Source organism: Actinoplanes sp. NPDC023801 (assembly GCF_040639655.1).
Taxonomy (GTDB): domain Bacteria; phylum Actinomycetota; class Actinomycetes; order Mycobacteriales; family Micromonosporaceae; genus Actinoplanes.
The window spans coordinates 84,520-111,326 of sequence record NZ_JBFAAI010000029.1 but is presented as its reverse complement, the minus strand read 5'-3'; the positions used below and the strand labels follow the sequence as shown (position 1 = coordinate 111,326).

Annotated in this window: 23 protein-coding genes, 2 tRNA genes and 1 pseudogene; 12 read left to right on the top strand and 14 right to left on the bottom strand. The window is 68.1% G+C overall.

The annotated features are described in order from the left end of the window. The first annotated feature begins 628 nt into the window (after positions 1-628). Positions 629-844, top strand: coding sequence for a hypothetical protein (locus AB0G04_RS35775; protein WP_360992227.1), 216 nt, complete (start codon positions 629-631; stop codon positions 842-844). Positions 845-1,585: 741 nt separating this feature from the next. Here AB0G04_RS35775 and AB0G04_RS35770 read toward each other — a convergent pair. The 6 genes from AB0G04_RS35770 to AB0G04_RS35745 all read right to left on the bottom strand — a co-directional run bounded on the left by AB0G04_RS35770 (position 1,586) and on the right by AB0G04_RS35745 (position 6,979). Next, positions 1,586-2,380 (bottom strand): carbon-nitrogen hydrolase family protein, encoded by a 795-nt coding sequence (locus AB0G04_RS35770; RefSeq protein ID WP_360992224.1) that lies wholly within the window; start codon positions 2,378-2,380, stop codon positions 1,586-1,588. A gap of 126 nt (positions 2,381-2,506) precedes the next feature. After that, on the bottom strand, positions 2,507-3,799 hold the full coding sequence (clpX, locus tag AB0G04_RS35765; protein WP_360992221.1) for an ATP-dependent Clp protease ATP-binding subunit ClpX: 1,293 nt from the start codon (positions 3,797-3,799) through the stop codon (positions 2,507-2,509). Positions 3,800-4,015: 216 nt separating this feature from the next. Continuing rightward, positions 4,016-4,672: an ATP-dependent Clp protease proteolytic subunit gene (locus tag AB0G04_RS35760; protein WP_360992219.1), complete on the bottom strand. Its 657-nt coding sequence runs from the start codon at positions 4,670-4,672 to the stop codon at positions 4,016-4,018. Positions 4,673-4,683: 11 nt separating this feature from the next. After that, complete coding sequence (locus tag AB0G04_RS35755; protein WP_043528011.1) at positions 4,684-5,319, bottom strand: ATP-dependent Clp protease proteolytic subunit; 636 nt, start codon at positions 5,317-5,319, stop codon at positions 4,684-4,686. Between the two features lie 206 nt (positions 5,320-5,525). After that, the gene (gene tig / locus AB0G04_RS35750; RefSeq protein WP_360992216.1) at positions 5,526-6,869 is read right to left on the bottom strand and encodes a trigger factor; all 1,344 of its coding nucleotides are present in this window, start codon (positions 6,867-6,869) and stop codon (positions 5,526-5,528) included. Positions 6,870-6,905: 36 nt separating this feature from the next. Further along, positions 6,906-6,979, bottom strand: a tRNA-Pro gene (locus AB0G04_RS35745). Positions 6,980-7,109: 130 nt separating this feature from the next. Between AB0G04_RS35745 and AB0G04_RS35740 the strand changes: the two genes are divergently transcribed. Continuing rightward, positions 7,110-7,183 (top strand) — tRNA-Gly (locus AB0G04_RS35740). Positions 7,184-7,216: 33 nt separating this feature from the next. On the opposite strand, the gene AB0G04_RS35735 is transcribed toward AB0G04_RS35740, so the two are convergent. Next, positions 7,217-7,783 (bottom strand): tyrosine-type recombinase/integrase, encoded by a 567-nt coding sequence (locus AB0G04_RS35735; RefSeq protein WP_360992213.1) that lies wholly within the window; start codon positions 7,781-7,783, stop codon positions 7,217-7,219. A 190-nt stretch (positions 7,784-7,973) separates the two neighbouring features. Between AB0G04_RS35735 and AB0G04_RS35730 the strand changes: the two genes are divergently transcribed. The 3 genes from AB0G04_RS35730 (at position 7,974) to AB0G04_RS35720 (ending at position 11,488) form a co-directional block, all read left to right on the top strand. Continuing rightward, positions 7,974-8,213, top strand: coding sequence for an ATP-binding protein (locus tag AB0G04_RS35730; RefSeq protein WP_360992252.1), 240 nt, complete (start codon positions 7,974-7,976; stop codon positions 8,211-8,213). 420 nt (positions 8,214-8,633) lie between these two features. Next, the gene (locus AB0G04_RS35725) at positions 8,634-9,845 is read left to right on the top strand and encodes a hypothetical protein (protein WP_360992211.1); all 1,212 of its coding nucleotides are present in this window, start codon (positions 8,634-8,636) and stop codon (positions 9,843-9,845) included. A gap of 560 nt (positions 9,846-10,405) precedes the next feature. Next, positions 10,406-11,488 carry an FUSC family protein gene (locus AB0G04_RS35720; RefSeq protein WP_360992208.1) on the top strand — a complete coding sequence of 361 codons (1,083 nt, stop codon included), beginning with the start codon at positions 10,406-10,408 and terminating at the stop codon, positions 11,486-11,488. A 211-nt stretch (positions 11,489-11,699) separates the two neighbouring features. On the opposite strand, the gene AB0G04_RS35715 is transcribed toward AB0G04_RS35720, so the two are convergent. Next, the gene (locus AB0G04_RS35715; protein WP_360992205.1) at positions 11,700-12,131 is read right to left on the bottom strand and encodes a hypothetical protein; all 432 of its coding nucleotides are present in this window, start codon (positions 12,129-12,131) and stop codon (positions 11,700-11,702) included. Between the two features lie 86 nt (positions 12,132-12,217). Here AB0G04_RS35715 and AB0G04_RS35710 point away from each other — a divergent pair, with 86 nt between their 5' ends. Next, on the top strand, positions 12,218-12,790 hold the full coding sequence (locus AB0G04_RS35710; RefSeq protein WP_360992202.1) for a hypothetical protein: 573 nt from the start codon (positions 12,218-12,220) through the stop codon (positions 12,788-12,790). Positions 12,791-13,181: 391 nt separating this feature from the next. Here the strand turns inward: AB0G04_RS35710 and AB0G04_RS35705 are convergent, their stop codons facing one another. Both AB0G04_RS35705 and AB0G04_RS35700 read right to left on the bottom strand, forming a co-directional pair. Next, positions 13,182-14,066 (bottom strand): hypothetical protein, encoded by an 885-nt coding sequence (locus AB0G04_RS35705; RefSeq protein ID WP_360992200.1) that lies wholly within the window; start codon positions 14,064-14,066, stop codon positions 13,182-13,184. A 125-nt stretch (positions 14,067-14,191) separates the two neighbouring features. Further along, complete coding sequence (locus AB0G04_RS35700) at positions 14,192-14,326, bottom strand: hypothetical protein (RefSeq protein WP_360992197.1); 135 nt, start codon at positions 14,324-14,326, stop codon at positions 14,192-14,194. Positions 14,327-14,617: 291 nt separating this feature from the next. Between AB0G04_RS35700 and AB0G04_RS35695 the strand changes: the two genes are divergently transcribed. After that, the gene (locus AB0G04_RS35695) at positions 14,618-15,184 is read left to right on the top strand and encodes a hypothetical protein (protein ID WP_360992194.1); all 567 of its coding nucleotides are present in this window, start codon (positions 14,618-14,620) and stop codon (positions 15,182-15,184) included. 170 nt (positions 15,185-15,354) lie between these two features. On the opposite strand, the gene AB0G04_RS35690 is transcribed toward AB0G04_RS35695, so the two are convergent. Then, a complete protein-coding gene (locus AB0G04_RS35690) occupies positions 15,355-15,813 on the bottom strand; it encodes a hypothetical protein (protein ID WP_360992191.1) in 459 nt (152 codons plus the stop codon). A gap of 115 nt (positions 15,814-15,928) precedes the next feature. Between AB0G04_RS35690 and AB0G04_RS35685 the strand changes: the two genes are divergently transcribed. The 3 genes from AB0G04_RS35685 (at position 15,929) to AB0G04_RS35675 (ending at position 22,719) form a co-directional block, all read left to right on the top strand. Beyond that, the gene (locus AB0G04_RS35685; protein ID WP_360992188.1) at positions 15,929-16,474 is read left to right on the top strand and encodes a diguanylate cyclase; all 546 of its coding nucleotides are present in this window, start codon (positions 15,929-15,931) and stop codon (positions 16,472-16,474) included. Positions 16,475-16,934: 460 nt separating this feature from the next. Beyond that, complete coding sequence (locus AB0G04_RS35680) at positions 16,935-22,148, top strand: diguanylate cyclase (RefSeq protein ID WP_360992185.1); 5,214 nt, start codon at positions 16,935-16,937, stop codon at positions 22,146-22,148. Between the two features lie 145 nt (positions 22,149-22,293). Next, positions 22,294-22,719 carry a hypothetical protein gene (locus AB0G04_RS35675; protein WP_360992182.1) on the top strand — a complete coding sequence of 142 codons (426 nt, stop codon included), beginning with the start codon at positions 22,294-22,296 and terminating at the stop codon, positions 22,717-22,719. Between the two features lie 438 nt (positions 22,720-23,157). On the opposite strand, the gene AB0G04_RS35670 is transcribed toward AB0G04_RS35675, so the two are convergent. The 3 genes from AB0G04_RS35670 to AB0G04_RS35660 all read right to left on the bottom strand — a co-directional run bounded on the left by AB0G04_RS35670 (position 23,158) and on the right by AB0G04_RS35660 (position 25,397). Then, positions 23,158-24,051: a hypothetical protein gene (locus AB0G04_RS35670; protein ID WP_360992179.1), complete on the bottom strand. Its 894-nt coding sequence runs from the start codon at positions 24,049-24,051 to the stop codon at positions 23,158-23,160. After that, positions 24,048-24,431, bottom strand: a complete 384-nt coding sequence (locus AB0G04_RS35665; RefSeq protein ID WP_360992177.1) for a helix-turn-helix transcriptional regulator — start codon at positions 24,429-24,431, stop codon at positions 24,048-24,050. Before AB0G04_RS35665 ends, AB0G04_RS35670 begins: the two co-directional genes overlap by 4 nt. A 324-nt stretch (positions 24,432-24,755) precedes the next feature. Then, complete coding sequence (locus tag AB0G04_RS35660; protein ID WP_360992174.1) at positions 24,756-25,397, bottom strand: hypothetical protein; 642 nt, start codon at positions 25,395-25,397, stop codon at positions 24,756-24,758. A 246-nt stretch (positions 25,398-25,643) separates the two neighbouring features. Here AB0G04_RS35660 and AB0G04_RS35655 point away from each other — a divergent pair. After that, a pseudogene (locus AB0G04_RS35655) lies at positions 25,644-26,105 on the top strand (transposase). Then, positions 26,047-26,676, top strand: coding sequence for an IS110 family transposase (locus AB0G04_RS35650; RefSeq protein WP_360992171.1), 630 nt, complete (start codon positions 26,047-26,049; stop codon positions 26,674-26,676). The pseudogene AB0G04_RS35655 and the gene AB0G04_RS35650 overlap by 59 nt, the downstream one beginning before the upstream one ends. Positions 26,677-26,807: the final 131 nt, after the last annotated feature.

Below are 26,807 nucleotides of genomic sequence, written 5' to 3'. Positions count from 1 at the left end.
GCGTTCGTCCTGAGCCAGGATCAAACTCTCCAACAAAATCTTTGGAAAAGCGTCCCGGCAACATGAATGTTGCCAAAGGAATCCACAACCCACCCAAAAAGAGATGAGCCGGGGTATTGCCATAATTGGCACTGGCTTATCAAGCACCCTGTTGAGTTCTCAAAGAACAACCGCACATCGAAACACAAGCCCATCCGGGCTTGCCTTCGAGGCAACCGCTAAAAAGTACCCGGTCGTTTTCGCCATCCAGAGTTGACCCTCTGTCAGCAACGCCCAAGTGTTCCCCGCGATGCGGGAAGTGGCCTTAGCAGACCGGCCTACGATCGCTTCGCGATCTAACTGCCCGGCTCCCTGCTGGCTTTGCCACTCTACCCGGCCGGCTTCGCAACCGCAAACCCAATTTCTTGGATCTTTCGTTGCACCACCCGGTGTCGAGTTCAAGCATAGCTCGATCTCGACCACCCCCGTGGCGCCTTCCGGAAGGTCACTTTCGTGCCGCTCCGTACCGGTTTCCCGCGGGCAGAGAGAAAGTTACGCGACCCATGCCGCTGATCGCAAATCGACACTCATGCCCGCCGGGCGCGATGAGCACCCACATCACGGCGGCAACCCGTGACAGAGTGGGGTCATGGCCACTCCCCCAACGCTGGCGGCCGACGCGGTCCTAGGCCTGCTCGTCCCGCTCTGGCAGTGGGTGATCGGGATACTTGTGCTGGTCACGGTGGTGGTGTCGGCGCGAAAGCTGCTAATGCGCGGCCCTTCGAGGATGGGCGGCGCTCTCTTGCTGGCCGGTGGTGCGGTCCTTGTACTGACGGCGATCAGCTACATCATGGAGAGTTTGTGACGCCGGATACATCTCGCTCATAGGCATGCGGTCCTGCTGCCAGCAGACCGTTTCGGCCAGGTGACAAGCGTCGGCCCAGTCGCCAAGGTCATCGATTCAAGGCTCCGTGGACTGCGTTCCGGGAGGCTGCGCTGAAGGATACCTCGTCCGGATCCAGCGACGGGCTCGTCAGCAGTAGCCCTCCCAGCGAGGCCGCAATACTGGGTGGGCATCGGCTGGAATGTTCTATGCCCGGAACAGAACACTCCCGAGGCCGGAGAACGCCGACAGCCACCTTCCCCTGCGGCCAGCCCGGCACATCAGTGAGCAGGGGGGGACTCGCCGTAGCTGACCGAAGTCGCCCACTGCGGTAGCCCGCTCCGGCGAGCACCTGGACGGCGGCTCGGTCCAGGGTTGCCAGACCCCTGGCGAGGCGCACGCCGTCGCCGGCCCACAGTGAGCGCGCCGTTCGGTGACCTGCCAAAGTGCCGCTCTCGCTCGTCCGACAGCGGAGTAGGGCTGACTCCAGGCCTGACCAAGCGAAGGTCGCGGACACCGCAGTGAAGTAGACCGCCAGGTCCGACCAGGCGGAAACTCCCTTTACGAAGGAGGCTGCCAGGTCTGACGAGGCGAAGGTTCCCACCGCGGAGCAGGCCGCCAGGTTCGCGTCGCGAGGGTTTCCACAGCGAGACCAGAGAATCGGGAACCCGCTGACGAGCCGGCGACATTTTGCGGACCACTGTGCGGAGTAGTACCGCGGAGTCAGAGGCGACGGTTGGCGAGACTGGGCACCTCGGTGCGGATCGTGTCGAGGCGGTTGAGGTCCAGGTCGGCAAAGGTGACCCCGGTCGTGTCGGGTGCCTGGGCTACGACCGTGCCCCATGGGTCGACGATCATGCTGCGGCCGAAGCAGGTCCGCCCCGGCTCGTGGTCGCCGATCTGCCCGGCCGCGAGCACGTAGCACTGGTTCTCGATCGCCCGCGCGCGCAGCAGGACCTCCCAGTGATCCCGGCCGGTGTGCAGCATGAAGGCCGCGGGCACCACCAGAATCTTGGCGCCGGCGATTGCCAGCCGCCGGTACAGCTCGGGGAACCGCAGGTCGTAGCAGATGCTGAGACCGGTGGGTACGCCGTCGACCTCGGCCACGACGGTGCCGTCTCCGGGCGCCACGGTGCGGGACTCCTGGTAGGAGACGCGGCCGGCGATCTCCACGTCGTACAGATGGATCTTGCGGTAAACGGCGGCCCGCTCGCCGTCCGGCGCGAAGACCAGCGAGGTGTTGTAGGTGCGGGCGGCGTCCGGGCCGGTCTCGTGGAAAGAGCCGGCGTGCACCCAGATACCGAGGTCCCGGGCTGCCGACGCGAAGAATTCCGCGAACTCGCCGTCGACCGGCTCCGGTTTCGGGGCGTCGGCGGAACGTCCGAGGAAATCCACGTACTCCGGCAGGACCGCGAACGTCGCGCCGCCGGCGGCGGCGCGTTCGAGCAACCCACGAGCCACGGAGAGATTGTGGGCACGGTCTTCCCGTGAGTTCAGCTGGCAGACGGCGACACGCATGGATCGAGCGTACGGCCACCCGGCGCCATCCGGGACCGCCGCGGCCCCCAGACCGTCACGTCGGCCGGAAACAGCACTGCCGCTCACCCGTGCGGGCAGCGGCAGTGTGACGAAGCAGGGAGCCGGTCAGGCCGACTTCTCCTCGCGATCCGGACGGCGGCGCCGGCCGACGAACTCGCGCGGCACGATCGTCGGGATCACGTTTTCCACGACGACCTCGCGGGTGATCAAGACACGGGCGGCATCGGGGTTGCTGGGCACCTCGAACATCACGTTCTGGAGGACTTCCTCCATGATCGCGCGCAGTCCTCGAGCACCGGTACCCCGCAGCATGGCCTGATCGGCGATGGCCTCCAACGCACCCTCGTCGAATTCCAGCTCGACGCCGTCGAGCTCGAAGAGACGCTGGTACTGCTTCACATACGCGTTCCGTGGCTCGGTGAGGATCTTGATGAGAGCGTCACGGTCGAGGTTACGGACGGTCGTGATGACCGGGAGCCGGCCGATGAACTCAGGGATCAGGCCGAACTTGAGCATGTCCTCCGGCATCACCTTGCTGAAGATGTCGTCGGTGTTCCGCTCGGAGATCGACCGGAGGCGGGCGCCGAAGCCCACCCCGCTCTGTCCGACCCGCTGCTCGATGATCCGGTCCAGACCCGCGAAGGCGCCGCCCACGATGAACAGCACGTTCGTCGTGTCGATCTGGATGAACTCCTGGTGCGGGTGCTTGCGACCCCCCTGCGGCGGGACGTTCGCGACCGTACCCTCAAGGATCTTGAGCAATGCCTGCTGGACGCCTTCGCCGGAGACGTCTCTGGTGATCGACGGGTTCTCGCTCTTGCGGGCGATCTTGTCGACCTCGTCGATGTAGATGATGCCCTGCTCGGCGCGCTTGACGTCGTAGTCAGCCGCCTGGATGAGCTTGAGCAGGATGTTCTCGACATCCTCGCCGACGTAACCGGCCTCCGTGAGGGCGGTGGCGTCCGCGATCGCGAACGGGACGTTCAGCATGCGGGCCAAGGTCTGCGCCAGGTGCGTCTTACCGCAACCGGTGGGACCGATGAGCATGATGTTGGACTTGGCCACCTCGACGTCACTGCCGGCGCCTGGAGCACCGTTCGACTCGGCCTGGATCCGCTTGTAGTGGTTGTAGACCGCGACGGAGAGGGCCCTCTTCGCCTGCTCCTGACCAACGACGTAGTTGTCCAGGAATTGGCAGATCTCCATCGGCTTGGGAAGTTCTTCCCACTTCACCTCGCCGGTCTCGGCCAGCTCTTCTTCGATGATCTCGTTGCAGAGGTCGATGCACTCGTCGCAGATGTAGACCCCAGGGCCTGCGATGAGCTTCTTGACCTGTTTCTGCGACTTCCCACAGAAGGAGCACTTGAGTAGGTCGCCACCGTCACCGATCCGTGCCACCTACGTTCTCCCTGCATTCATTGGCCGGCTGCCGACCGAACCTTGCGCGAGGACGGATTGCCTCGTTGCCATCTATCGTCCGCCGACCCGCGTAACTGAGGCTGCAGGCTCGACGTTACCCGCAAAGGGGCTGTTCTCCGACCCCCCAAAACGGGCGTGTCAGGGGTCGGCCAGTCTAGCGCTCACCGGCCGGCCCCCTGACACCCAGGCTCAGGGTCAGACGCCCGCCGTCTGCAGGCTCTTCTTACGGGTCGCCAGCACGACGTCGACCAGGCCGTACTCCTTGGCCTCGTCCGCCGTCATGATCTTGTCGCGGTCGATGTCCTTGCGAACCTGCTCGATCGGCCTCGAGGAGTGGTGCGAAATCAGCTCCTCCAGCTGGGTCCGCATCCGCATGATCTCGCGGGCCTGGATCTCGATGTCCGAACCCTGGCCGTAACCACCCTCGGTAGCCGGCTGGTGGATGATGATCCGCGAGTGCGGGAGCGCCATCCGCTTACCGGGGGTGCCACCGGCGAGCAGCACCGCGGCGGCACTGGCCGCCTGACCGAGGCAGACCGTGCTGATGTCGGGGCGCACGTACTGCATGGTGTCGTAGATCGCCGTCATCGCGGTGAAGGAGCCGCCGGGCGAGTTGATGTACATCAGGATGTCGCGGTCCGGGTCGGTGCTCTCCAGCGTCAGCAACTGGGCCATCACGTCGTTGGCCGACGCGTCGTCCACCTGGACGCCGAGGAAGATGATCCGGTCCTCGAACATCTTGTTGTACGGGTTGGACTCCTTGATTCCCCACGAGGTGCGCTCGGAGAACGAGGGCAGCACGTAGCGGTTGTGCACCGGAGCGAACCCGGGAGGCATGGAAAGGTCGGTCATGGTTCAGCTCCTCAGTTCAGCGTTCCGGCACCGTCCGGGACCTGCGTGGCCCCGGTGATCACCTTGTCGATGAAGCCATAGTCCTTGGCCTCCTCGGCCGTGAACCAGCGGTCCCGGTCGAAGTCGGCGGCGATCTGCTCCTGGGTCTGACCCGTGTGGAACGCGATCCGCTCCTGGAACATGCGCTTGGTGTAGAGCATCTGCTCCGCCTGGATGGCGATGTCGGCGGCGGTACCACCCATGCCACCGGACGGCTGATGCATCATGATCCGGGCGTGCGGCAGGGCGAACCGCTTGCCGGGCGTCCCGGCGCAGAGCAGGAACTGCCCCATCGAGGCCGCCATGCCCATCGCGACGGTCTGCACGTCGTTGTCGATGAACTGCATCGTGTCGTAGATGGCCATACCCGAATAGACAGAGCCACCCGGCGAGTTGATCCACAGGTGGATGTCGGCTTCCGGGTCCTCGGCGGAGAGCAGCAGCAGCTGCGCGCAGATGCGGTTGGCGCTCGCGTCGGTCACCTCGCTGCCGAGGAAGATGATTCGCTCGCGCAGCAGGCGGTTGAAGACCGAGTCGTCGAGGTTGCCACTCAGGGTGTCACCGCCGCGCCGTGACACGGGCCCGGTGGGGATGTGGAGATCGGTCATGGCAGCCCTTCACAGCTTGCTGTGTCGGCCGTGATCCGGCCGGCAGGTTGTCCGTCGTACGACCAACCTAACTGGTCGGATGCGCATCAGCTTCCCGCTCGGGCAGCTGTTCGCTGACAGCGCATCGCGTGGCCGTACCCCACAAACACACCGGCCACCGCGCACCGTAAGCGGTGCGCGGTGGCCGGGTCAGGCAGACCTGAAAATCAGTGGTTGTGGCCCGCGTGGTCGTCCTCGGTCCGCAGGTCGTCGAGCGAGAGGACGTTGCCCTCGGTGTCCTTCATCGTGACCCGCTCCATGACGGAGGCCAGCGCCTTGCCCCGGCGCACGTCGCCGAAGACGGCGGCCGCGGCACCCGACCGGACAAGCTGGTCGTAGTACTGCTGCGGCTGCATCTGGGCACGCTGGGCACGGTGCACGATCTCGTGACCGAACTCGTCGTCGGTGACCTGGACGTCCTCGGCGTCGGCGATCGTGTCGAGCAGCAGCTGAATGCGGACGCCCTCCTGAGCGGCCTCGGTCAGCTCCTGGTCGATCTGCTCCTCGGTCTTCTCCTCGGAGGCGAGGTAGTCGGCCAGAGTCGCGCCGATCCGCTCGAGCTGGTCGGTCATGGCCTGCTTACGGCCCTCGACCTCGTCCTTGACGACACCCTCCGGCGCCGGGATGTTCGCCGCCTCGACGAGCTGCTTGAGCGCCTCGTCGCGGGCCGCATAGATCTGCTCGACCTTCTTCACCTTGGTGACGCGGGTGCGCAGGTCCTCGCGCAGCTCCTCCAGGGTGTCGAACTCACTCGCCAGCTGGGCGAACTCGTCGTCGATCTCCGGCAGCTGCTTGTCCTTGACCGTCTTCACGACGACCTTCACCTCGGCGTCACGACCGGCGAAGTCGCCGCCCACGAGCTGGGTGGTGAAGGTGGCCTCCTCACCGGCGGACAGGCCGACGAGCACCTCGTCGAGGCCGGGGAGCAGCTGCTTGCTGCCGACCTCGTGGGAGATGTTGGTGGCCGAGCCACCCGGCACGTCCTCACCGTCGACGGTGGCGTTCAGGTCGAGCTGGACGTAGTCACCCTCCGCAGCGGCGCGCTCGACGGTCTTCAGGGTGGCGAAGCGCTCACGCAGGCCGTTGATCTGCTCCTCGATCTCGCTGTCGCCGATCTCGACCGCTGGAACCTCGACGCTGATCCCCTCGAGGTCCGGGACAGTGATCTCCGGGCGGACGTCGACCTCGGCCGTGAACTTCAGCGGCGCGTTGTCGGCGAACTCGGTGATCTCGACCTCCGGACGGCCGAGGGTCTTGACGTCGTGCTCCTGGACCGCGGCGAGGATCTGCTGCGGGATCGCCTCCTGGACGGCCTCGTTCAGCACGGCGCCACGGCCGACTCGCTGGTCGATCACCGCCGCCGGAACCTTGCCCTTGCGGAAGCCCGGCACCTGGACCTGCGCGCCGATCTCCCGGTACGCCTTCTGCAGGCTCGGCTTGAGCTCCTCGAACGGCACCTCGATGGCGAGCTTCACCCGGGTCGGGCTCAGAGTCTCGACGGTGCTCTTCACAGGCGTACTCCTTGTTGCTGCGGATGTTGGTGTCAGTCGGGGTGGCGGGATTTGAACCCACGGCCCCTCGCTCCCAAAGCGAGTGCGCTACCAAGCTGCGCCACACCCCGTGGCGTCGGCCAGTGTATGCGGTCCGCTTGCCTGCGTGTGCGCTGGAGTCACCTGCTGGGGAATCCGGTTCGCGCGGACGGGAGTTGATTCAGTAAGCTGTACACGAGCCCCGAGGTGATCGGGGGTCATGCGGGCGTAGCTCAATGGTAGAGCCTCAGTCTTCCAAACTGATTACGCGAGTTCGATTCTCGTCGCCCGCTCCACCTGTTCAGGCTGGTCACAGCTTGATCAACCAGTTAAACCATCGGCTGGCATCGATAAGATGGCGGATTTGGTAGGGCAAGTGTAGGGATCTTGCCTCCCCTGCCCGGCCCGTCGTCGGGAACCACAGCGGCGGCGGCTTCCGCAGCCGCCTTGCCGACTGTCCCGATCAGATGACCGTAGGTGTCGCTCGTCAAGCTGATCTTGGAATGGCGGAGGTGCTTGGACACCACCGCGATGTCGACGCTCGCCTCTATCTGTAGCGAGGCTGCCTCATGTCGCAGGCTATGCAGGGGAACATCCGGGAGCCCATCCCTCTCGACCAGGCGTTTGAAGACCCTGTAAACCTGGATCGGATCGAGAGGTAGGCCATCGGCCCGGGTGAACACGAGGTTCTCGTCGTTGCGGTAGGCCCGCCCCAGCGCCAACCGCTCCTTCGCCTGCTCGCGATGCCACTTGCGCAAGACCGAGATCGTTTCTGGATCGAGATCAACAGGCAGGTCTTCTCTTCGGCCGTCTTGACCCGGACTCGGTACCTGATCTTGCGGCCTTCCTTCTCGGCCTTCCTCGCCTTGCGGTAGCTGATGGTCGTGATCTGCCATCCCACGACCACACGGCCTGCGTCGAGGTCGAGATCATCCCACCTCAGCCCACACAGCTCGCCTCGACGCAACCCGGCGAAAGTTCCCAGGTGATATAGGGCATACAGCCGCTCCTCCGCGATGGCGTCGAGCCACGCGCCCAACTGAGCCGGCGTCCATGGCTTGACGCGTCGGCGTCGCACCCTCGGCACTGCGGCGAGGGCAGCGACGTTGCGCGGGACCTCCTCCGCCCGGACCGCTGCCCCTGTTCCGCCGCTTCTACCGCGCCTCCACCGCGCTGGACCGGCGCATTCCCGGCACCGGCCTCGGCCTGGTCATCGCCCGCGCCATCATCGAACGCCACGGCGGCACCATCACCCTGGCCGACCACAACCGCCCCGGCACCACCTTCAGCGTCCACATTCCCACCAAGCCCGCCTCCGGATACTGACGCTCACGACGCTGCGGTTCCCCGCGCCCGAGCCATCGTGCTGCCAGAGCTGTTACAGCACCTCAGCGGCTGCAGGGTGAGCGGTTGAGGCTGTGGGAACGGTGGCCTGACAAGGCGTTGGCGCCGCTTCTCGGATTCTTCGACCACGCCCAGTACAAACCATAGGTCACAGGCTCGCCCCACGCCGGACCGTCACCACGCTCACGGTGACCAACGGCGGACAGAAGATGTCAGCGCCCCCGGCCCGGTGTGGCTACCCCCGCCGAACTGGTTGAACGAGCAGACGAGCCGCGAGCCAACCCGCAAGGCATACACCTGACTGTGAGCCGGGCGTGTCCGCTGGCAGGCACCGGCGCCCCGGTCCGCGCCGATGTCGGCAACATGCGGAAATCGGGATCGGCTCGTGGTTACGTTCAGCTGATGAGACGAGCCCTCGCGGCGGCCGGTATCGCAGTGGCCCTGCTCAGCAGCGTGATCGGAACGGGGCCGGCGGCTGCCCGCGTCGATGCGGCCATGTCCCGGACCGGCTCGCCGGCCTCCGCCGGTAACCTCCCGACCGCCGAGCAGATGAGCAAGGGCCTGCTCACCCTCGCGGACATGCCGGCCGGTTACACCGCGTTCGGCCAGGACGAGACAGCCGACACCACCGAGGTGCCCGCCTCGGGCTGGTGCCGCGAAGCGGTGCTGGATCGCAGCGCGCCGACGCCGCGGGTGTACCGGGCCTTCAAGCACCCCGACGGCACGATCTTCGCCGCCGAGATCGTCGCCACCGGGACGCGCAAGGCAAATCAGCTGGTCGAGGCAGCCGCGACGGTCACCACCCGATGCCCGGTCGTGGAGGGCGATCTGACCACCAAGAAGCACAGCCGGCTCGCCCTGCCGGACCTGGGCGTCCGGGCGGCCGGGGTGGACGAGATGTTCCAAGATCCGTTCGGCGAGTGGAGCCGCTACCACCACGCCGTCGTCGCCACCGGCGGGGTGACGGCCGTCTACACCGACATGCGCAGCCACCCGCGGCATCGTGCGCGCTTCCTCGATCTCGTCAAAGCGTCCGTGCAGAAGCTGCGGACCGCCACGGCGCTCACCGTCGAGGACCTGCGGACCGGCCTGCTCCACCCGGCCGACCTGCCGGCGGGATACGTCGTGTCACTCGAGGGCACGCACGAGACCGATCCGGACGACTTCTCCTTCAACGGTGGTGGGACCACGTGCACCGGCCGGGAGGTGCCCGGCAGCGGTGGCCCGGTACCGGCGATCTTCCGCAGCTACGCCCGAGGGGCCTACGGCACGCCCAACATCGTCGAGGAGATCGGCGCGACCGGCCCCGGACTGGCCCGGGCCATCGTCGCGATGCAGGAGGAGAACGGCCGGACCTGCCCGGACACCAAGGACAACAATGGCACCACCCGTACGTTCTCGGCGTTGTCACTGCCGCCGATCGGGGACGCAGCGGCAGGCACTTTGCGGACCGGGGGAAGCGAGCTGGGCATCGCCGAGATCTGGGTGGCCTCCGGTGACGTGTGCGCGGTCTACGTCCGCAACATGTTCGACGTGTCCGACGCCGAGGGTGTAGCGGAACTCCGCAAGGTCGCCCAGGCCGGGGCGAAGCGGCTGGCCGCGATCCGGAACTGACCGCGCTCCGCGGCGCCCGGGCATAGACGCCCTAGTCGACGTCGCCGACCTGGACGCTGGCGTCACGTCCCACCCGATCGTGCTCGCCGTCCAAACGGGCACGCCGACCGCGATCGGAACGCCGCCGACCGAGAACGGTGTGCATGGCAAGGGTTGGTCTTCGGCATGTCGACTCTTCTCCGGCGGAATGCGCCCACGCCCGATCCCGCCAGCACGTAGTCATGCCCGCAGATGGCCTCCGCGTAGTAGTCAGCGAAAAACCAACGGCAAAGCTGGAAGAAACTACGCGGAAGCCTGGGAGTCTCGGTCCGGGAGACCGCAGCGGCGGCGGGTCTGCCACCTACTCGGGTGCACCAGGTCGTCACGGCGGCCGACCTGAGCGCGATGCAGGCGTGACCGGTCAGCTCGGCCAGCTGGGTGCCCGGTATTGGGATCCCACACCCGCACCGACTCGCCCCGTTCTGATGCCGACATCACGTTGGAAACGGTCAACGACCGCGGACGGTTTGACGTGGTGACCGCGGTGGGTAGATCGGTTGCCCGTGTTTCCGATCAAGGACTTGCGATCAGCGGTCGGCCGGTTACGGCGGGCCGCGCATCCCGCTTTGGGCGCCGCGGCCGCCGCGACGGTCGCCTGGATCATCGCGGCTGACCTGATCGGACACCCTGATCCGCTATTCGCGCCGTCGGCCGCGCTCATCGTGCTGGGCGAGTTGCGGGGCCGTCGGCTACGCCAGACCACCGAGATCGTGCTGGGCGTGGCCGCTGGCGTGCTCGTCGCCGAACTCGTGGTGCAGGCCCTGGGCACCGGCGCAATGAGCCTCTTCGTGGTGCTGCTGCTCACCATCGGCCCGATGATCGCGGCCGGGGCGAGCAGCACCCTCGTCGTGCAGGCCGCGATCTCCGCGCTCTACCTGGTCGTGGTGGCCGCGCCGCAGGGCAACCTGATCCCCTACCGCTTCGTTGACGCGCTGATCGGCGGAGCGGTGGCACTCGTGGCCAGCCAGCTCGCCTCCGCCCGCAAGCCGCTGGCCCCGCTGATCGCCGCGGCCCGGCAAACCTACGCCGACCTGGCCGACCTGCTCGACGACCTGGGGCACGCGCTCCGCGAGTGCGACGAGACGGCCGCCGAGGCGGTGCTGGACCGGGCCACTCGGCTGGACGAGGCGGTGGAACGCCTCCACGGCGCGGCCCTGGCCGCCGGCGAGACGCTCCGGCTGCACATCCGCAGCCGACGCCGCCTGCAGCAGGTGCGCAACGTGGAGGCCACCACCCACCAGCTGGACCATGTGGTCGGCAACGTCAGCGTGCTCGCCCGGCACGCCACCACCCTGACCCGGCTACGCAGCTGTGCCCCGGACGAACTGGGCCGGGCGCTGCGGGCGCTGGCCGGGGCGGTACGGTCCGCTGGCGACAGCCTGGCCACCGACCTGACCGGTGAAGACCCGGACCGGCACGCCGGGCAAGCCGACGCCGATGCGCTGGAGGCCGTCCGGATAGCCGCGAAACTGCTGGAGTCCGAACCGGCCTCACCGGTCACCATGATCGTCGGCCAGATCCGCACCACCGCCGTGTGCCTGCTGCGCGGGGTGGGCCAGCAGGACGTGCTGACCAGGGTGGACGAGGCGATCGGCTGGAGCTGACATGGAGCGCCAGGTCGGCTGTGGTTCCGGCACTGCGCAGTCGCCATTTGCACTCGCAGCAGCCCTCGGCGACGCAGGGCGAGCCTCCACCGATAACCCGGTGTTCAACAACAGCGGAATCTTCACTGGCGGCGATCATTGCGGCCGGCTTCCTCTGGACCAACCTCGGGGCCGGAGGTACCGTGACCGTTCGCATTGATACGGTCCCGGCTCAGCCGGTTGCGGCTGCGCGGCCCCCGCGCATCAACGCGATCCCGAAGGCCACACTGGCCACCGCGAACAGCACGATCGGCGGCGACGGCAGCAGCGCCCCCGCCAGCCCGAGCATCACCAGGGACGCGACCAGGCCGATCAGGACCGCGGGTCGGGCCCGCCCCGCAGTCGGCGCGAGCCGCCCGATGTACAGCAGCAGCACCCCGACCGTCACGATCGCCACCCCCATCGCCAGGCTGATGCCCTGCATCACGTCGTAGCTGGTCCGCGAGATCCCGCCGAGGTCGAAGACCTGGTCCCGGAGCACGGCGTCAACGCGGTCCTCGCCGACTGTCGGGGACAGCCGCATCGCGATGTCCAAGATGTTATGGCCCGTCCCGCAGATGATCCACGACCAGGCTCCGATGCGGTACACGAGGGTTGGCTGCATGGCAGGGCTCCGTTGACTCTGGCGACGCTACATCTGTAGCAGTTGCTACGGATGTAGTAGACACTACAGGTGTAGCATCTGGCCACATGAGTGCCCGTGACCTCGATCGCAAACAGTCCCTGACCGACGCCGCAATCGGCATCGTCGGCGAAAAGGGCCTGCGGGCGCTCACCCACCGCGCCGCCGACACCGCAGCCGGCCTACCCGCCGGCACCTGCAGCTACCACTACCCCACCCGCCAGGCGTTACTAGCTGCCGTCTTGCAGCGGATCGCCGAACTTGACCGGGCCGACCTCGACGTGGCGCTCGCCGGCCGCATAGCCACCGACTTCGACGCCGCCACCCTGGTCGAAGACGGCACCCGGATGCTCACCCACTGGCTCGGCCCCGCCCGAGCCCGCAGCCGGGCCAGAATGCTCCTAATGCTCGACCCGCAGACCCGCGAACTGACCACGGCAACCACCACGGCGATCGTTGCCGACCTCCAAGCCCTGGCGACCGCCGTCTTCGGTGACCTCGAGCACGGCAGCATGCTGATGGCACTTGTCGATGGCCTCGTCGTCGACGAACTCACCCACGGCCGCGAGCTGATCGACACCGAACGGCTCCGTGCCCGGTTCAGTGCAATCGTCGGGCTGGCCCTCCGCCCAGTGCCCTGACCAGCACGCCGTTACCCCTTGTTTCGGCTCGTCAGATCCGGCTCTTGCTTGTCATGCGATGGAGCCAATAGGCCGCCCAGACCTCAGAGCGACGGCGAAGCCGACGACCGTAGCGGCGGACGGATCTCTCGAGCGGACAGGATGGCGGGCGGATCTCTCGAACGGACAGGAATAGCACCGCATCGTCGACTGGCTGGTCCGTTCCGCTTCCAAAACTGGAACGTTCCGCTTGCAAGGTTGTGGAACTGCCGACGCTATGAGCTTGGGTACGTCGTCGGCGAACCACACCTTTCAGCGGCCGGCGCCGGGAATTCCGCTCTCGAGGTGAGCTGGTATACGCGCTGGCGGCTGACGCCGCCGAGGCGAACCAACCTAGCCCTGGTCGATCAGCTCAGTCGATGTCGCGGGACAGCACCTCGTAAGCGGACTGCGGCAGCTCCGGCGCGTCCTTCGGAGCGGTGGGAGCGGCCGTATCGCCGTACCCCGAGATCTTGATGACCAGTGGCGGCTCCGGATCGTGGCCCTCGGCGGGCTCGGACGCCAGCTGGCTCGGCATCGTCACGGTGAACTCGGTGAGCCGCCCCTGCCCGTCCAGCACCGCCTGGTACGACATGGTCCTCGCCGCCGGGCCGTATAAGTATGTGGGGTCGCTGAACAGCAGGTTCGCGTCCGGGTCGACCTTGGTGGCGTCGAGCGTCCCGGTGATCGTGTCGCCGGACCGCGCCACCGTCGTCACCGCCGTGAGCAGCGCGCCCACCTTCGGCAGGTCGTGTTCCCCGGCCTTCGGCAGCGGCGTCATGGCGTCCAGGCCGCTCTGCTCGTCGATCGCCGCCGCCGCCGTCAGCTTCTTCTCGTCGGCGCGCACCCACCGCTTGCCGTCCAACAGCGCGTTCATCTTCTCGAAGTCCTTGAGCTGGGCCGCCGTTGCGCCGTGCCGCTTGTACAACGTCATGTACTGGTCGCGCAGCTCCGCGTTGCCGTACAGGAAGTACCGCAGGTAGACAGCGTCGCCGACACGCATCACCGCGCGCTGCTCGTGCTGCAGCAGCACCCCGTCCGGCAGGTGGACCTCACCGCGCTGCAGATCCTGGAGCAGGTACGCCCCGGTCCGGCTGAACGAGTAACTGCCCGTCTTGAGCGCGTCCGCCGACTTCAGCAGCGCCTCCTTGGCGTCACCGGCCGGTGCGGTCTCGGCGGGGCTGGTGCCGGCTTTCGCGCAGCCGCCCACACCCAGTACGGCGGCGAGGGCGACGGCGAGCATTCTCGTGGCTGTCACCGCCCCACCATAAAGATCCTGATCAACCGCCCGCCGGGGCGCACCCTGGCCGGGTGCCCGGGCATCGGTGTGCGGGTATTGCAGCCCCGCACGCCAGCGCCGCCCTCATCCGGCAGAGGAGTTGATCAGTTCAGGCGCTGTTGGGCGTAGGCGGTGAAGGCGTCGCGGTAGTACTGCGCCAGGGCCCGGTCCTGGGCGTCGCAGCGGGCGCGGGACTGCGGGTCGTCCAGGTACAGCGGCCCAGGGCCCCCATAGCTCACCTTGTCCGGGCTCCAGTGCCGTATCCCAGATGCCTTTCCGTTTTGATCGCCGATATTCCTCCGCGAACACTCCACCATCGCCACGCCGGCTCAGCGCCGGCGGCGATGTCGGCGATCCGCAGCCACCGCGATCGCACCTGCGCCAGGCCGACCTCACCTCAGCCGAGTCATTGCAAATTCAATCACGAGATGTTCCGAATTTTGCAGGCTTTGCAGAGACTTGCAGATCGCTTTAATCTATGGCTGCCACTCTCCACGGAAGAGTTCCAGGTCACATGTTGTGGGAGACACATGCGCTCGTTCAGCAAGTTCTTGCTAGCTCTGCTCACTGCGATCGGCGGCATCATCATCGTGGCCGCCCCGGCAAGCGCCTCGTGGCCGCCGCCGCGGGAACTCGGTGGCCTCGATCTCGGCGCCTACTGCCGTTCGGTCGGGTACGCCGACACCGCCCTGACCGGCTCCACTGCCTATGACTGGTACTGCGTATCCGGCAGCCGCCGGGAAGGTCTCGGCTTGGACGCCGCCTGCCGGTGGACGTACGGCACCGAGAATGCCGTCGACCGGATCGCTGTCGACCGGATCGCCAACTTCTACGACCCGCGGTCGGTCACCTGCTGGGAGGTGCAGCGGGGCACCAACGCGCCGGACTTCGAGCGGTACTGCACGAGCAAGGGCCACAGCACCTCGCGCTTGATCGGCCCCACGTCCTACGACTACCGCTGCGTCACTTGGAACCCGGGCGGAGACATCTATACCGACATCGACGTGGACGATGTCTGCCGGGAGTCGACGTTCGGCACCGCGACCATCGCCCGTTTCGTCAACTTCTACAGCGCTTCCTGGGAGTGCCGGGTCTGATGGACGGCACGACGGTCGTCCATTGGTTGATTCTGGAGTCAAAGCTTTGAGGTGAGCGCCGTCAGTCGAGGCACGCCGCCCGGCCGGAGCGAAAGGGCAGTGGAAGCACGACGGTGAGCCGAACCTCCTTGGAGTTCGGCCCACCGGAGTGCCGTGCGCTCAGCGTCGGGTCAGCGGCGCACGCGCTCCATTTTCACGACCTTGCCGAACCAGGGGCAGAACCGCTCGGAGTTCCACCAGTCCGCCTCCAAGAAGGAGGGCTGGCCGTCGCACGTCTCCCAGCTCCGCTCATGGAAGGCGACGTCACGCGGGTCAAGATGCCAGTTGTAGCCGGGGTTGTACCGCGACGGGGTCCGCACGATCATGCCGTTGATGTGCTTGCCGTAGCTGGAGTCGTCACTGCGCAGAACGACGAACGCGTCCTGAATGTCCTGGCGTTCGATCAGCTGAACGCGGAACTGCTCATTGGGGGCGCCTTCGGGCCCCCCGGGCGGGCCGCCCAGAATCTCGATGGTGGCGACGTAGCCGCCGCGCGGCTCGGCCGGCGCGGCAGCGGCGGGTGCCGAGGCCGCAGCCAGGCCGGCGGTGACGACCAGCGCCGTCAGAGCGGTTGTGATGGTGGTACGCATGATTTCTCACCCTTGGTGTGGTCAAGACATGAAGTGGGCTTGTGACCCCCCGCCAACTCAACCACGTACCTTCTATTGTGGAAGTGGCACCCCCTTGTCGCCAACGTCTTGAAGGTTGCTAGAACGAGGAACTTTAGATTCTTCGGACGATCTTGGTCCACCTAGCACTGCGCGCCTCGCGGTGCCGCTGATCGACCTGCACCGGTTCCGGGCCGTGAACGACGCCGCAGGTCACGCTATGGGGGACGCAATCCTCATCGGCGCGGGCGCGCGTTTGCGTAACCTCGTGCGGGAGACTGACACCGTGGCGCGCTGCGGTGGCGACGAGTTTGCGGTACTCCTGCACGGCGCGGGCCACCTTGCCCGAGTGACCGCATTCGCTCGCCGGGTGATTACGAGCATGGCCAAGCCGTTCACCGACGGCAACGACAGCGAGCGACCGTCGGCTGCCATGTCGGCGCTGCCCGACGACGTCGCCTACGTGTTGCGCGACAGTGGTCTCGAAAGCAACCAGCTCGTGCTCGAACTGACCGAGTCCGTACTGGTGGAGGATGCCCCTGCAACGTTGGAGCAGCTAGGCGGGTTCAAGAAGCCCGGCGTGCGCCTGGCAGTCGACGACTTCGGCGCCGGCTACTCATCCCTGGCTTACCGACGCCGGTAATCGTTCGTCGATGACGTCGCAACCTCTGCCGCCAGCGCGGCCCTGGCCGAAGGCATCGTGCAGCTGGCCCACCCCATGGGCCTGGCCACGGTCGCCGAGGGTGTAGAAAACCCCGACCAGCGAGGGCCACGTGCTCCTGCTCGTCGGTAACCGGCCGGACGTGACACGGGACCCCAGCCCACGGGGGGAAGCGGCGAGCTTGGTGGCGACGGTTTCACCCCGAGCGGCTGGGCCGGTATCGGCTCCCGCGTCCGAACGGGTGCCACGAGCTCCGCGAGGCGTTGGTGGTCGAGCCAGCACCGGTCAGACCGAGACGGCGGTCGTCGTCGACGATCGTTTCAGCAGCTGTTGATGCCATCGGCGGTGGTGACGCCGGCCGGCGTGTGCGTGGAATGGTTCAGTTTTCGGCTACCCCCACCGATCTGGTCAAGCAGGGATTGAGAGACGGGGCACCAGATTGATGAGCGTCGACACACGCGGTTCGGAGACCGGCCGCCAGGCAGCGGAGCTGACCGGGCTCGAGATTGAGGCGGAGCTGGGTCGTGGTGCGGCTACGACGGTGCACCGCGCACGTCGAGGCGGCCAGTGGTACGCCCTCAAACGTCCTCGCGGTGAGGCCGGGGACGACCCGCAGACGCTGCTGGCGTTCTGCCGGGAGGCCGCGCTGCTGGCGTGCGTCAACGACCCCGGTGTGGTGACCACCATGGCCGCGGGCCGGTACGAGGGCACACCTGCTCTGGTCACCGAATTCATCGACGGCGGATCCCTGGCTGAGCTTCTTGTCAACGGTCCGCTGCCGCAGTGGCGGGTGGTCGAGCTCGCGGCCGTGCTGGCGCGGGCATTGGGGGCGGCGCATCGCACCGGCCTGGTGCACCGTGATGTCAAACCGCAGAACATCATGATGGGGTCACAGGGGTCGGCCAAGCTGATCGACTTCGGGCTGGCCCTGCTGGGCCGGGCGCCCGACGATACCGACGAAGCGGTAGGAACGTTCGTCTACACCGCGCCGGAGCAATCGGGCATGTTGAAGCGGCCGGTGGACGGCCGATCGGACCTGTACTCGCTGGGCGTCGTGTTGTTCGAGTGCCTGACCGGGCAGCCGCCGTTCGATGCCGCGGACGTGGGCGAGCTGTTGCGGTTGCACGCTGTGGCTCCGGTGCCGTCGGTACGGTCGTTGCGGCCGGACGCCGACCCTGTGCTGGCCGAGGTGGTCGAGCGGCTGCTGGCCAAGGACCCGGACGACCGTTATCAGAGTCCCGGCGCTCTCCTCACCGACCTGCGCCGTTGTCCCGGTTCGGAGACGCTGCCGGTCGCCGACGACGCGACGGCCGGCATGTGGCCGTTGTGCGGGCGTGAGCCCGAGCTGGCGACGCTCATGGGCCGGTGGGAGCGTGCCGGGCGTGGTGTCGGCGGTGGTGCTGTCATCCGCGGCGCCGCCGGTACGGGCCGCAGCCGGCTGGCCGCCGAGATGTGCACACGCGTCATCGGGGCCGCGGTTCTGCGGGGCCGCTGTGTGCAGGACGAGGTGCTGCCGATGGCGGCGCTGCGCGCGGCTGTCGACGATCATCTGGACGCCATCGCCGCGATGCCCGACGACGAGCACGACGTGCACCTGGAATGGGTACGGGAGGCGGCGGTCGAGGCCGGGGCGGGCCTGCTCGCCGGTGTGTCGCCGCGGCTGGCAGAACTGCTGGGCGACACCGGTGGTGGAACCGAGGGCCGCGACGAACTGATGTTCTCCGCGGTGGCGGTGTTCCTGAGCCGGCTCGCTCGCTCCTGCGGCGGTCTGTTGCTGTGCCTCGACGACGCGCAGTGGCTCGATGCCGGCAGCCGGCGAGTGCTGAACCTGCTGGGGCCCATGCTGGCCCAGACTCCGCTGCTGGTGCTGCTCACCGAGCTGGACGGCGCGGACGGGCCGGTCACCGAGCTGGGCGCGAAGCTCGACACCGAGGTGCGGTGCGAACCTCTCGCTGCCGATGCGGTCGCCGAGCTGGTGGCCTCCCGCCTGCCCGGCGCCACGGTGCCGGCCGGCTTGCTGGAGCACGTCGCCGCCCGTACCGGTGGACCTCCGCTGGCGGTTGTCGCGTACTTGTTGCAGCTGGTCGATGCGGGCCTGCTCGTCCCCCTGTGGGGGGAGTGGTACCTCGACACCGTGGGTGTCGATGCCCTGCCGGCCGCCGCTGATGCCGAGGCGCTCATCGTGTCGCGGCTGGGGATGCTCACCGGCGAGGTCCGGTGGGTGGTCCAGGCAGGTGCGGTGACCGGAAGCCAGTTCCGGCACGAGGTCGTCGCCGGCGCGTGCGGTCTGCCTGTCGACCGGGTGCTCGACGCGCTGACCGCGGCGGTCGGTCATCGCGTCCTCGAATTGCGGGACGGGGGCCGGTACGGCTTCGTGCACGCCGCACTTCGTCAGGCGCTGCTGGGTGAACTGCCGGAGCAGGACGAGTGCCGGCTGCATGCCGCGCTCGGGGCGGCTCTCGAAGAGTTGCCCGCACAGCTGCGCGACGACGACCACGTCTATGCCGTGGCCCGCCACTACCGGTCGGGCGGCGAGGAGGTGGCGCCGGAGGTCCACTACCGGGCGGCCCGGGCCGCCGGCATGCAGGCCCTGGCCGAGCACTCCGCGGCCGGTGCCATCGATTATCTCGAGCACGCCAGCCGCAACGACGTCGGCCGACCGTCGGACATCCTCCATCCGCTGGCCGTGGCGTACCTGCGGGCCGGCCGTTATGCCGACGCGCAGGACGCCCTGGAGCGCGCGCTGGCGGTGGAGCAGGACTCGCGGAGACGAGCGGAACTCGGCTCCACCCTGGTCGAGCTGCACCACACCAACTGGGCGGACGACCACGCGGTGCGTGCGGCCACCGCGGCGCTCGCCGACCTCGGCCACCCCCTGCCCGCCGGCAAGGTGCCCCGGCTCGCCTCCACCCTGGCGATCGCCGCGATGGGCGGGCTCGTGCGCCGTACCCGGCTCGGGTACGGCACCGCCCGGGGCGACCGGCGTGAGGAGCTGGCCACCCTGGCCGCCGTGCTGGACGCGGGTGGTTATGCCGCCGCCATCGGTCTCCGGCTGCGCGAGGCGCTGATCTTCGCGCTGCGGGCGCTGTACGCCGTCAACCGGCTCGGGCCCAGCGCCCAGTACGCCCGGGTGTATGCCCTGATCGGTTACGTGGCGGCCGTGGTGAAGCTGCGTGGCGTGGCCGAGCGCTCGCTGCGCCGGGCCACCCGTACGGCGGCGGCACTGAACGATCCTGAACTGATCGCCTACGTCGAATGGTTCCAGGGGTGCGCGCTGCTGTTCGGCGGTTTCGACGACGGCAGTGCCTGGGAGCGCGCGATCGTCCGGCACGCCCGCTGGTTCCTCCCGGCCCAGCTGATCACCGGCTTCGCCTCCACCGGGCTACGGCTGATCTTCCGCGGGCACACACCCGAGGCGTCCGAGCAGTACGCGCGGGGCATGCGGCACCTGCCTGATCCCCGCCAGGCGTACGGCACACCGTTCAGCATGCTCAGCGTCATGGTTCCGGCCCAGCAGGGCCGGCCCGCCGAAGCCGCTACCGCGCTCGCCGCGTTGCGGGAATCCTTCCCGCCCGGTGTGGGCTCACCCGTGCAACGGGCAAGCATCGCCACCGCGGCAGCGTGCGCGGTGGTCGAGCAAGGCGAGTTCGGCGCTCCCCTGGAGGAGGCCATCGCCGAGTTCGAAGGCCTCGGCCTGAGCAACCGCGATCTGATGCCGCAGCACAAGTGGTTCTACGTGTACAAGATGCACGGCCGGATGGCGCAGCTGCGCATGTCGACCGACGAGGAACGTCCGGCACGCGTCGCGGCCGCGAAGAAGGCCCTGCGTGAGCTGGCGCAGGTCACCGGCACGCCGCTGCTCAAGGCGGCATATCGGGTGGCCAAGGCGGCGCTGTGGCAGCAGTGCGGCGACAACCGTAAGGCACTCGCCCTCGCCGACCGGGTGGAACGTCGAGCCCGGTCGCTGGACGCGCCGATCCTGACGTTCGAGGTCGCCCGGATCCGCGCTCGCGCCCTGCGCCAGATGGGTCTGTCCGGCGAGGCCGAGCGACAGGCCCGCTTCGCTCACATGCTCGCCGCCACGTACGGATGGGAACATCGGCGCCGGCAGATCAAGATCGAGTTCGGCGTCGACGAGGCCCGGTCGGTGCAGCGCCACACTCACGTCGACCGGCGGACGAGTGTGGCGCGTAACCGCCGATTCGAGGCCCTGCAGCAGGTCAGCGCCGCCGCCGCGACCGTTCTGGACCCGGAACAGCTGGCCCGGGTGGCGCTCGACGAGACGCTGCGCATCCTCGGCGCCGAACGCGCCCTGATGTTCCTGCTCGACGAGACCGGCGCACCGTCCTTCTTCGTCGGCCGCAACGCTGACGGCACAGAGGCCGACACCACCACCGGATACGGCAGCACACTCGTACGCCGGGTGGTCGAGAACGGCGAGGCGCTGGTGATCACCGGCACCGAGCAGGGTCTCGCCCTCGGCTCGCACAGTGTGGTCGCGCACGGGCTGCGCAGCATCATGGTCGCCCCCCTGCAGCTCAAGGGCCGCCTCAGCGGAGTGGTCTACCTCGACAGCCGGATGGCCCGGGGCATCTTCACCGAGGACGACATCGAGGTGCTCACCGCCATCACCAGCCACGTCGCGGTATCCCTGGAGACCGCCCGCGCGGCACAGCTCGACGTCGCCGTGCGCGCCGCCCAGCAGCAGCAGCAACTCGCCGAGACGCTACGCGCCAGTCTCGCCGAGCTGAGCGCGGTCCTCGACCCGCCCCAGGTGCTGCACCGGCTGTTCGCCACCCTCCACAACAAGCTCGACGCGGTCAGCGGCTGCCTGCTCACCGCGGACGGCACCACGCTGACCGTCGCGGCCGCGGCCGGGACCGATGCCGTGAACCCGCACGGGCGCCGGCTGGAACCGGACGAGTATGCGGCGTTCACCGCCACTGAGCCGTTCCTGCTCTCCGGCGACACCCCGCTCTGCAGGGAGCTGCTCGGTGACGTCACCTCTGGTCTGGCTGTACCACTGCTGTCCCGCGACGGGCTGGTCGGCGTGGTCCTGCTCGGTGACGACCGCTTCGACGACACCCGTCGTGAGGTGGCCGCCGCGCTCGCCAGCCAGGGCATGAGCGCCTACGCCAACGCGGCTCTCTTCACCCGTGTGCAGCAGCTGGCGACCACCGACGAACTGACCCGCGTGAACAACCGCCGCCACTTCTACGCCCTGGCGGGCGCGCTGGTGAACGACGCGACGCGCGACGGTCAGCCGCTGGCCGCCGCCATGCTCGACATCGACAAGTTCAAGAACATCAACGACACGTACGGCCATGGCGTCGGCGACGACGTCATCCGCGAGGTGGCGAAGCGCATGAGCGGGTGCCTGCGTGCCGGTGATGTCGTGGGCCGTTACGGCGGCGAGGAGTTCGCGGCGATCCTGACCGGCCCGGATCTCGACGGGCCCGCACTCGCGGAGCAGCTCCGGCAGGCGGTCGCCGTCGAGCCGGTGCCGACCCGCGACGGCCCTGTCCCGGTGACCATCAGCATCGGCCTGACCCACCTGCGTCCCGGGGACAGCGCCGTGGACGATCTGCTCACGCGCGCCGACCAAGCCCTGTACCGAGCCAAGGAAGGCGGCCGCAACCGCGTCGAACAAGAGTAGACCAGGGCCGGTCGGTCACAGACGGGCGTCGGTGTCGGCCCATTCGCCGGCGTCATGTCGGCGGCGGGGGCGGTCACGTCCGGTGTGGGCGAAGATCACGTTGGAGCGATCACCGTGGTAGAGGCGGTGGCCGTACTGTGCTGGCGTGCGTAAAGCGATGCTCTTGCCGGTGTGCGCTCTGGTGTTGAACGCGGCCGTGGTGACTGCCTTGTATGTTCCGGGTGCGCCGGATGCCCGCGCCTTCTTCTGGCTACCGTTCATCCCTGCCCTTCTGACGTTCGGATCCGCGCTCTTCCTCCTCGGCGGAAGGCGGGTGGAATGGGACCGGTTCTGGGGCGCGCTCGTTGTACTGCCGCGCTGGGCTCAGATCGGGCTGGTCGTGCTGTTCCTGACCACCGTCACATCCACGCTGTTCACAGTTGCATCAACGCTGACCTCGCCAGCCGATCCGCAGACCAGCGTCAACTTCGAACGCAGCTTCGCCGTCACCGCGATGTGGATTACCGCCGCGGGGACCGCGCTGCACTACAGCATCGAACAGGAACGGAAGCCCACAGCCGGTCGCCGGTAACACCGGAACGCGCTGGTGATCTTCATGAGCGACGATCGAGGCAGCGGCCACGCCATGATTGAGTGAGCGCTTCCCGGCAAACTCGGGCGTCGAACCCGGCCCGGTGCCGTCACGGTGACGCCGTATCCCCTGCCCTTCGACGCCTTCTGCCACCCAGGTGACAGAAGACTGCGCAACAGCCCGATGCCTTGGAGCGGATCGCGGCAGATCCGCGCACCTGGGTTCGATGTGACGAGGTAGGGTCGGCCGTCGGCGCCCCTATGAGGGGTGCAGCGTGACCGGTATGGGCCGTGGCGTTGGCGGTGGGGTCATGGCCACGGCATGACGATGGCCTCCCACCGTATGCGGCAGGAGGCCATTCTCGACGCCGGATCAGGCCGGCTCAGACGGGTGACTCTCGGGGACGGCGGTCAGCCGGCGTCGCGAGGCGTGGTGCGGTCAAGCCCGTGCCTGGCGCCGGCGGGTCATCGCCAACGCACCGAGCACCATGGCCACGGCGACGATCATCGACGGCAGCGCCTCGGCCCGATAGAGCGACATCGCCGATTCCGGGTACACCATGACTTGGTGCAGCCAGCCCAGGGCGAAGGTGGGTGCCGCCGCGAGCAGCAGACGCTGGTCAGCCGTCGCCACCCAGAGGAAGGCGGCGAACGCCCCGACGGTGACGATCGCGACGAGGCCCTGCTGCACCGGGTCGACGATGGACAGCCGATCCACCGGCACCAGGTGCAGCGCCACCACGCCCAGTGTGGCCAGGACACCGTTGCCGCGTTCGACCGCGGGGACGTCGGCGGGGCGACGCAGGCCGGCGAGCACCAGAGGCGCGGCCACGACCGGTGCCCACCACTGCGGCATGCTGTTGGCGAACAGGTTTTGCGAGGCCGCGGTCGGTACCGCGATCGCGGCGACGACCAGGACGGCGGCCAGACGCTGGCGGCCCAGGGCCAGAGTGGCCAGGGCCGCAGCGGTCATGATCAGGTTCGCGCCGTCGTCCAGCAGTACGTCAAGCGGATCGTCGAGTCCGCCGAACTCGAAGCGCTCGATGGTGTCGTCCAGCCCGATCACGGCGCCCAGGGCGAGCACCGCCATGGCTGCCAGGTGCAGGCCCTGCCAGAACAGGACGGCCGTCGGGCGCCGTGCCGCGCTGCCGGAACGCACTCGCAGGCCAGCGCGTACCAGTGCGACGGCCTGCCGCGGATCCGGCCATCGGCGGGTGGCCGGGGCTTCGCTGATCAGGATTTCCAGCAGCTCATCCGCGCGTTCTTGGCGATAGTCGGCGGGGTAGGCCCGCAGCAGTGCCCGATAACGGCGTTCCAGGATGTCGTGGCTCATGCCGGCAAGGTCCTCCAAGTAGATCGTCGGCCGGGAGTCGGCCGCGCCGAGGTGGGATGCGACAGCCTGTCGTGCACCACGCGAGCCGCCGTGGCGAGCCGATCCGCTTCCTCGGCGAGCACCGCGTGCCCGTCGTCGGTCAGGCGGTAGTAGCGCCGGGCCCGGCCGTTGACGATCTCCTCGCCGTCTGCGACGAGAAGACCTTCGCCGAGCAACCTGTCGATCACTGAGTACAGCGAGCCGGCGGCAAGTTTGACGCGTCCGTCGGACAACTCCTGTACGCGCTTGACGACGGCGTACCCATGGAGCCGGCCGTCGAGAAGTGCGGCCAGCACGAAGTATGAGGGCTCCCGGAGCGGGGGGCGCGAAGGTGATCGCATGGCGACCGAATATACAAGTAACTTGTATATCCGCCAAGATCATCGGAGTAAGGCTCCCGCTGCTGTCAGTAACTGCCGGCGGGCCCGTCCGACTGCCAGAGTGCGGTGATCCAGCTGTCGCCCATGAGGCTTCAAGGGTCGGGCGGCCCAGGGGAATCACACGCCCGGGCTCCGGCAGAACGGGACGTGACGTAGACGCAGTCGTACGCAGCGCAGGATGCTGGCCGCGTTCCCCTTCCGAATCAGCAACATTCCACTTCCACCAGTGTCAGGCGGGAGGCGTAGCGGCCCCCGTCACCTTCTCGCCCCGCCCAGGTACGGTGATCAGACTCGGGAGGCGCCCGGCGGGAGATGACCGACGGCCGCCGCGACATGGCCGCCGTCGCCGGAGCACCACCAGACGGCGGCCTCGCGGTACCGGCGGGCGTGGGCGCCAAGCCGGTGCGCGGGGCACACCGGCCAGACCGCCCAGATCGTGTGTGTCACCGCGTCCTGCGCGTCATCGGCGACCGCCACCAGCGCCGATACCGGGTCGGCCCCGGCACTCGAGGGCACCCCCGAACCCGTGCCGAATTCGCCGCCCCAGGTCTCCACGAAGCGGTTCTCGTCGAGATTAGGATCGAAGTCCATGAACCGGAGACGGCATCCGGGCAGGCCGGTCGCGGAGAGGTCGCGGTTGACCAGCCGCATGGCATCGTCGAGGCCGGCCATCCACGCCGGTTCCTCCGACAGGCCCAGCTCGAAGCAGGCGGTGGCCAACACGGCGTCGGCGAGTTCCATCATCCGCGGCCAGTTCGCCGCCACGCCGTCGACACTCAGCGCCGCCAGTTCGGCGGCGTCGCGGTCCGACGGCTTGACCTCCAGCACCGCGGTAGCCAGGTCGAACATGTCCGGGTATTCCGGCGCTCCGGCGCGCACCTCGCTGTACACCCGCCGGCACAGTCGATCGAAATCCTCCTGATCCACGCCTCCATGATCCGCCGACGCGAGCACGGTGGTCGCTCCATGCCGTTACTGCACCGCAAGGACGCTCGGTACTGCTCCGCGAAGTGCCGCACGGCGCCTCGCTGACTGCCGTGGCTGATTCCTTTTATGCGGCCTGCCGGACGTGAAGGACCGGCCGGTATGGCTTGAGAGGAGCGTGTCCGCGCTCGACTGGTGGGTGCCTACCGACCGGCCCGAGTCCCCTCGGCTCGGAAGGAGACATCTCCCATGCTCGTCATCGGTATCGACGCGCACAAGCGCAGCCACACCGCCGTCGCGGTGGACGCCAACGGCCGGCAGATCGCCACTCGCACCTGCGGGACCACGAGCAAAGACCACCTCGCCTTGCTGCACTGGGCCAGCCAGCATGACAACGAACGGGTCTGGGCCGTTGAGGACTGCCGCGCCATGACCCGTCACCTATAACGCGACCTGCTCGCCGCCGGCGAACGCATCATGCGGGTGCCGCCCAAGCTGATGGCCCACGCCCGTGACGGCGCCCGCACCTATGGCAAGTCCGACCCGATCGACGCTTTGGCCGTGGCACGGGCGGCGCTGCGCGAGCCGGATCTGCCCACCGCGCACCTCGACGGTCCGGAACGCGACGTGCGGCTGCTCACCGATCGCCGCGATGACCAAGTTGCCGAACGCACCCGTGCGGTCAACCGGCTGGCGCTGGCACCTGCATGAGCTCGACCCACAGTGGGATCCCCGCCCGCGGTCGCTGACCAGCCTGCGCGCCCTCACCACTATCGCCGGCCAGCTGGCCGGACGCACCGGCACCGTCGCCCGCATCGCCCTGGCCGTCGCCGAGCAGTGCCGACGACTCACCACCGAGATCAACGCCCTCGGCAAAGAAATCACCGCCCTGGCCACAAGCCTGGCGCCAGCGCTGCTCGAGATCCCCGGCTGCGCCGCCTTGACCGCCGCGAAGATCGTGGGAGAGACCGCCGCCATCGGCCGGTTCAAGTCCGCGGCGGCCTACGCTCGGCACAACGGCACCGCACCCTTGCCGGTCTGGTCGTCGAATCGCGCCCGGCACCGGCTCAGCCGCACCGGCAACCGCCAGCTCAACGCGGCCCTGCACCGCATCGCGATCACCCAGGCGCGCTGCCACCCACCAGCTCAAGAGCTCATCGCCCGCCGCAAAGCCGGCGGCGACGGCGGTATGGAAGCACTGCGCATCCTCAAACGACGCTTGTCCGACGTCATCTACCAAGCCCTACACGCCAGCATCGACCAGCCGATACCTGCTCCTTGACAGAGGAGCAAAGGGAAGCGGAAGGACGGCCACTACACCCGTTCTCTACGAACAGTGACGTAGGAGGACGTCAGTACGCGCGGATCGCTGCATGTGAGTGGACGCGCACTCCCTACTTCGACCGAGCGTTG

What these genes read in the sequence shown, in the direction of transcription:
- AB0G04_RS35680 (WP_360992185.1), top strand. Translation starts at nt 16,935, where the DNA reads ATGAGCGTCGACACACGCGGTTCGGAGACCGGCCGCCAGGCAGCGGAG.
- AB0G04_RS35775 (WP_360992227.1), top strand. Translation starts at nt 629, where the DNA reads ATGGCCACTCCCCCAACGCTGGCGGCCGACGCGGTCCTAGGCCTGCTC.
- AB0G04_RS35650 (WP_360992171.1), top strand. Translation starts at nt 26,047, where the DNA reads ATGACCAAGTTGCCGAACGCACCCGTGCGGTCAACCGGCTGGCGCTGG.
- AB0G04_RS35665 (WP_360992177.1), bottom strand. Translation starts at nt 24,431, where the DNA reads ATGCGATCACCTTCGCGCCCCCCGCTCCGGGAGCCCTCATACTTCGTG.
- AB0G04_RS35710 (WP_360992202.1), top strand. Translation starts at nt 12,218, where the DNA reads ATGAGTGCCCGTGACCTCGATCGCAAACAGTCCCTGACCGACGCCGCA.
- AB0G04_RS35755 (WP_043528011.1), bottom strand. Translation starts at nt 5,319, where the DNA reads ATGACCGATCTCCACATCCCCACCGGGCCCGTGTCACGGCGCGGCGGT.
- AB0G04_RS35670 (WP_360992179.1), bottom strand. Translation starts at nt 24,051, where the DNA reads ATGAGCCACGACATCCTGGAACGCCGTTATCGGGCACTGCTGCGGGCC.
- AB0G04_RS35695 (WP_360992194.1), top strand. Translation starts at nt 14,618, where the DNA reads ATGCGCTCGTTCAGCAAGTTCTTGCTAGCTCTGCTCACTGCGATCGGC.
- AB0G04_RS35770 (WP_360992224.1), bottom strand. Translation starts at nt 2,380, where the DNA reads ATGCGTGTCGCCGTCTGCCAGCTGAACTCACGGGAAGACCGTGCCCAC.
- AB0G04_RS35760 (WP_360992219.1), bottom strand. Translation starts at nt 4,672, where the DNA reads ATGACCGACCTTTCCATGCCTCCCGGGTTCGCTCCGGTGCACAACCGC.
- AB0G04_RS35735 (WP_360992213.1), bottom strand. Translation starts at nt 7,783, where the DNA reads ATGGCAGATCACGACCATCAGCTACCGCAAGGCGAGGAAGGCCGAGAA.
- AB0G04_RS35690 (WP_360992191.1), bottom strand. Translation starts at nt 15,813, where the DNA reads ATGCGTACCACCATCACAACCGCTCTGACGGCGCTGGTCGTCACCGCC.
- AB0G04_RS35725 (WP_360992211.1), top strand. Translation starts at nt 8,634, where the DNA reads ATGAGACGAGCCCTCGCGGCGGCCGGTATCGCAGTGGCCCTGCTCAGC.
- AB0G04_RS35715 (WP_360992205.1), bottom strand. Translation starts at nt 12,131, where the DNA reads ATGCAGCCAACCCTCGTGTACCGCATCGGAGCCTGGTCGTGGATCATC.